Genomic DNA, 5,992 nt, shown 5'->3' with positions numbered 1-5,992 from the left:
CCCTTCCCTCCCAGCAGATTTTTCATTTCTGCATTGCCTTCACACTTGTTCTGGCTGAAGTAATGTATTAATTTTTCTCCCATCATTTTCCCCTGATTTTCACTGATAAACACATTGTACATATAGTTCCAATAAACCTGTGAGAACTTGAAACCTTAGGATAATAAATTTTACAAAATTTGGCAACAACGTTCCTTACAACAACATCAGTAAAGTTAACAAAAAAGACGACAAATTATTGAATTATTATTAATAAGAATATATAATATAAAGATACATTTAAAAATTTTTTTATGGCTCTTTCTAAATTTCTCGACCCCAAGAATGATGTTGCGTTCCGGCGTATTTTTGGTACTGAAGAAAATAAAGACATCCTCATTCACTTTCTCAATGATATTTTGGGGTTCACTGGCAAAGATGAAAAAAAGAAATAGGATTCCTCAGCACTATTCAAGATGCTGAAATTGCCTCTAAAAAACAAAGTATCGTTGATGTTCTTTGCAGGGATGAAAATGGGGTGCAAGTAATAGTCGAAATGCAAGTTGCCAAAACTAAAGGCTTTGAAAAACGCGCTCAATATTACGCTGCTAAAGCTTATTCAAGGCAAGCTGATAAAGGTGATCAATATCAGGGTCTTAAAGAAATCATTTTTATAGCTATTGCTGATTGTATTCTCTTTCCTAATAAATCTGAGTATAAGTCAGATCATGTAATGTTAGACAAAGATAGCTATGAACATGATTTAAAAGATTTTTATTTTACATTTATTGAGTTACCAAAATTTCCTAAAACTAAAGAAGACCAATTGGAGAGTATAGTTGAAAAATGGATCTATTATTTTAAATATGCAAATGAAACTAGCGAAGAAGAATTGGAAAAGATAATAGGTAGTGATGTAATAATTAAAAAGGCATATGAAGAACTAAATAGATTCAACTGGTCAGAGAAAGAATTTATTGCCTACGAACAGGAAATAAAACGTATTCGTGATGAACGGGCTGTTCTTGAACAAAAACTTGATGATGCTAAAAGGGAAGGAAAAATTGAAGTTGCAAAAACAATGCTGGCTAATAATGTTGATGTCACCACTATTGTTAAGTTTACTGGCCTCTCCATGAGTGAAATCAAAGAATTGCAGAATTAAGTGGACCCGCAAACGGCTACGCGAAATAATGCTGCAGCCTGACCAGGTGATAAGTACATTTAGCCTATTTATCTTTATACTTTTATGCCAATTTTGTAAGTCACGTTTATTTCTGTGAGTAGCTACAATTTAAAGACCTTGCTTCATCAATGTAATGGAACAAAACCTTTTTAGTAAGTTCAAAACCTTCTAAAGTCTCTCCTTCGCATCTTGCTGTAATGCAGTTTTGCGTATTTGATACCCTAAGAAGCCACCAACCTTTATTATCGGTTACCTTAACACCATCAAGATCTGAAAATACAATATTTTGCTGCTCCAGTGTTTTCTTTATTGATTCAATTATTTGAAATTTTTTCTCATCTTTCACTACAATCTTTACTTCATGAGTGATATATAACTTCGGTAAATCCTCAATTACCTGAGATAGGCTTTGGTTTTTCTTAAGCAAAATGTCAACTGCTTTAACAGCAGAATATAGCCCATCATCAAAACCTAGCTCAGAAAAGAAGAAGTGCCCGCTTAATTCACCAGCAAACTTTGCCTCTTCCTCTACCATCTTCTTCTTAACTAGTGAATGTCCAGTAGGGCAGGTAATAACTTGCCCTCCTAACTTACTAACAAAATCATGCACTTTCATACTCATTTTTACGTTGGCAATAACTTTGCTTTCTGGATATTCCTCCAACACTTCACGTGCAAAAATTATAAATAAATGGTCATTGGAAACAACACTGCCTTTATTATCAATTAAGCGCACCCTATCGCTATCACCATCTAGTGCAATGCCAAGATCACATTTATGTTCCTTTACAATATCAATTAGTTGAGCGAGATTTTTTTCCTCTATGGGATCTGGATCATGCAGTGGAAATGCCCCATCTATAGAGTTATTGGTTACGATGTGCGTATGACCGGGCAAGATCTTTTCAATATACCTTATGATTCCACTTGCTGGACTATTTCCACAATCCCAGGCTATTTTTAACTTTTGTGTATTATTGTTCTTTACCGCACCTTTCAATATGCTAATGTACTCACTATATATATTTATGTTAATTAAGCTTCCAATTCTTGTACTGTCTTTAATTTGATTGCTTATAATTTCCTTTATCTCTTGATCTGAGAAGACTTTTTCATTACTAAAAAATTTAAAGCCATTATATTCGCTGGGGTTATGAGAAGCAGTTATTATGATACCAAGATCCGCCTGCGTGATTTGTGTTGCAGCGTAGAGCATAGGTGAAGAGCATAGTCCAACGCGTATAACATTTGCACCGGATAAAGTTAAGCCCCTAATTAATTCTCTTTCTATACCTGGTGAATCTATTCTGCTGTCGTAGCCAACACAAACACTAGCTACGGTTTGGCCAAACTTTCTACCTATCTCATGCCCATCATTAATCTGCAAATCTTTGCCTACTATACCTCTAATATCGTATTTTCTTATAATGGTATTGTCCATACTGCACTGCTTAAGGAGTAACTACTATATAACATTTTGGCCAAATGCTCAAGTTTATTTACTCAGCAATTAGTTGACTTTTTAAAAAAATCTGTTAATATTATAGTATATTTTTTTTAAATGTAAAATTATGACACAGGAAAATGAAAATGTATTTATAGCTGAAAGTCAAAGTTTAGATGCAGATGAACAGAAGAAAAATGATATTTTAAGTGTCATTGAATCTTGCAACGATCTTCAGGATTTTATAAAAAAACTAAAGGAAGAAAATCTCATCTGGTACTTTATTGGTCCTTTACGCAAAGATGAGAACATTACAGGACAGATAAATTTAAAGTGGGAAAAGGAGTTCCAAAAATTTGAGCAATCAATAGATGCAATGCATAAAGAACTTAAGTCGTTTCTGCCTGGTCAAAATTTCTTAGTGTATCCAATAAAGGATAATGACTTCAAAATTAGATTTGAAAATGAAGAAAAATCAATAGAAATTAGCAATATTTTAAGAGCTAGCAGTGAAGGTAAGGTTTATAACATATCTTTAGGGAAAGATAGTCAAATAACCGCAAGCAAAAAAAATGGCAATGAGAGGCACCATGATTTTACTGGTTCAAGCCCATGTGAAATGACCATTAATTGGCAGGCTAAGGATTCTGAAGGTAACAGCATAGACTGTAGCATGACCGTAAAATTGGATTCTGGTGGTATACAGAGTGTTATTGGTAAGCCAAAATTTGGTGATTTAAAGTTCACACCAGAGGAAACAAAAGATAAAATATTAAAATTAGTTGAGCAGAATAAAGAAGTTTTTATCAATGGAAAAACTCTGCATCAAGCTTTTACTAAGAGCGTAGACGATCAGCAAGTACCAGCAGAGGAAATATTTACAAAAGATCCACATATATCACCACAGTCACCTACACCAAGCAGCAGTGGGTATTCCTCTCCTAGCATACCTTCTTCACGTAGAAGTTCTTCTTCTGTTGAAAGCGAGATTGGTGATGAAGAGTCTGAAATCACTGATGAATACATTGACGATGACTACGATGAACAAGAAATACACAAAGATTATAAGAAAAAGTATGAACAAGAAGGATTAAAAGATAAAGTAGATAAAATTATAAACGAAATTGAGGAATTAAAGGAAGGAAAAAAAACATTTGCTCAATATTTTGCAGCGCAGGCAAAGCAGCTTGAGGATCTAAGATTAGAACGTGACTCCTTAAAATCCACACTTGCGAAACTTGAAGAGAGTTATAAAGGAAAGGAAGACATGTTACAAAAAGAGCTAAAGTCTGTCAAAGAGAGTCTAGAGCAACTGCAGAACATATTACAGCAGGAAAAAGGTCAGGCAACTCAAACTGAAGTTGAATATGAAAGTAGAGGAACAAGCATGCAGCAGCAAGACCAAGGTATACAAGCTGTAAACAACAACTCAAGCAGAATAGCTAGTGGGTTAAGACAAGAAAACAAAAAATTGACTAGAGACAAACTAACTATATCTGAACAATTAAAACAAAAAATAAGAGAGATTGACGAGTTAAAGAAAAATTTAAAGCAATTACAAGAAGAAAATAAACAATTAAAACAAGAAGTTACCAAAAATGCAGGAGTTGATGCATCATCTTCAACAGGTCAAAAAGAAGCTAAAGAAGCAGAAGTTATACCGCAAAACATTATGGATTGGCCTGTTCCAATTCCAGACGATAAACCAGAAGAGCAGAAAACTCCATTAGAGCCAATCAAGGTAAATACAGAATTATCAGATCCAAAATCAATCCCCACTGAGGTTTCGGAAAAATCTCCTCCTCTTCCAAAAGGATGAGTTTTGCTTCTATAGCTGACCCAAGCAACACGTCATCCCGCGATTTATTCGCGTTATCTCAGCCGCTAACACGTAGCGGGATGACGAGCTTATCGTCATGCCACCACGAACCGTCATCCCGCGATTCATTCGCGGTATCTCTAGATCCCTCTAAATAGTAGCGGAATGACGAATTTTTGTTTTTCAAATTATAGCTAAACATACTGTAATTGCAATTGAATGATGGAGTCCATTATTTTAGCACGAAGTAACAAATTCAATGAATTGGTTCTTCAAAAATAATTTAAACTTTTACAGTAGGTCATGAAATATTATAGCGATCTCATTAAAAGAAACTTTTATAAGTATCGTTGATGAGAAAGGAAAAATTGTTAAGGAAGAAGTTGTTGCAAGCGAAAGTAAGGCAATAGCAGATTAGCCAAGGCAAAAAATACGAATCCATAGGAATAGAAAGTGGACAGTTGTCAATATCAATGTGCAAAGAGTTAAGGAGTTTTGGATTACCAGTAATTTGTGTAGATGCAAAGCATATGGCAGCAGCGTTGTCTGCAAGAATCAATAAGAATGATAAAAACGATGCGAGGGGTATAGCGCAGATGATGAGAAGTGTTAGTAAAATCAGTTGTCAAATTAAAATAGCGCTTGGAAGCAGAAGACAGCTAATGTGTAGCAAACAGCAGGTTATTGGAACAATAAGAGGGTTGTTGAAGATACATGGTCGGTAAAGGATCAAAATTTGAAACTTTCGCTTTAAGAATACAAGAGGCAATAAATAATTTGGATGAAATCAGTAGGAGTTCAATTGAAGCGTTAGTTTGTAGTTTGGAAGCAATAGGAAAGTCATTAAGAAAGCTTGACAAAATGCTTTCAGAACAAGGTGAAAAAGACGATGATTGTAAATTGTTAACTACTGTTCCAGGAGTGGGGATTATAGTAGCAATGACGTATAAAGCTGCAATTGATAACCCATATAGGTTTGAGAAATCTGATACAGTTGGAGCATATATAGGGTTGACACCAAGGCAATATTCTTCTGGAGAAGTTGATCGGCATGGCAGCATATCAAAGATGGGACCAGCGGAATGTAGAAGTATGTTATATGAAGCTGCACAAACAATGCTTACAGTTACCAAGAGGACATTTAAATTAAAAAACTGGGGTTGCGAAGAAAAAAGGAATGAAAAAAGCAATTGTAGCAGTAGCAAGAAAATTAGCTGTAATTATGCATAGGATGTTGGTTCATAAAACAGAATTTTATTATCAATAAACATCAAAAGAGCATAGGACAATAATTTTATTGAAAATAAAGATAGCAATGCCGATGGAAGGGACAAGCAAGAACTTAGTTAGACTTCGTGGTAAACATGTTGCCGTCCACTTCCGCCTAACAAGTATAATGCGGCTTGACAAATTTATTGTCATCTCAGACCGCGGAGAGAACCATATGCTACTTTTAACTTATATAAAATTACCAAGGATTATGGAGAAGATATGCTGTTTTGATTTGTGTGAAAATTATTGTTGACTTATGTGCAATTAGAGAACCTAAGTCACTTTAGCTATA

4 protein-coding genes and 1 pseudogene are annotated in these 5,992 nt (G+C 34.7%); 4 read left to right on the top strand and 1 reads right to left on the bottom strand.

Annotated features, from left to right (window positions below; all coding sequences use genetic code 11):
* The first annotated feature begins 293 nt into the window (after positions 1-293).
* Positions 294-1,144, top strand: a pseudogene (locus OZD66_RS02090) (Rpn family recombination-promoting nuclease/putative transposase).
* 106 nt (positions 1,145-1,250) lie between these two features.
* Here the strand turns inward: OZD66_RS02090 and OZD66_RS02085 are convergent.
* Positions 1,251-2,606 (bottom strand): phosphomannomutase/phosphoglucomutase, encoded by a 1,356-nt coding sequence (locus OZD66_RS02085; RefSeq protein ID WP_182366974.1) that lies wholly within the window; start codon positions 2,604-2,606, stop codon positions 1,251-1,253.
* 130 nt (positions 2,607-2,736) lie between these two features.
* Between OZD66_RS02085 and OZD66_RS02080 the strand changes: the two genes are divergently transcribed.
* The 3 genes from OZD66_RS02080 to OZD66_RS02070 all read left to right on the top strand — a co-directional run bounded on the left by OZD66_RS02080 (position 2,737) and on the right by OZD66_RS02070 (position 5,658).
* Complete coding sequence (locus tag OZD66_RS02080; RefSeq protein ID WP_259348518.1) at positions 2,737-4,428, top strand: hypothetical protein; 1,692 nt, start codon at positions 2,737-2,739, stop codon at positions 4,426-4,428.
* Positions 4,429-4,889: 461 nt separating this feature from the next.
* Positions 4,890-5,153, top strand: coding sequence for a hypothetical protein (locus tag OZD66_RS02075; RefSeq protein WP_275022079.1), 264 nt, complete (start codon positions 4,890-4,892; stop codon positions 5,151-5,153).
* Entirely contained in the window at positions 5,143-5,658 is a 516-nt protein-coding gene (locus OZD66_RS02070) for a transposase (protein WP_182366978.1), read from the top strand. The genes OZD66_RS02075 and OZD66_RS02070 overlap by 11 nt, the downstream gene beginning before the upstream one ends.
* The last annotated feature ends 334 nt before the right edge of the window (positions 5,659-5,992 follow it).

It is taken from the genome of Wolbachia endosymbiont of Drosophila baimaii (assembly GCF_028982185.1).
Taxonomy (GTDB): domain Bacteria; phylum Pseudomonadota; class Alphaproteobacteria; order Rickettsiales; family Anaplasmataceae; genus Wolbachia; species Wolbachia pipientis.
Note: the sequence above shows the minus strand (reverse complement) of the source record. Positions and strands in the feature narration are given on the sequence as shown.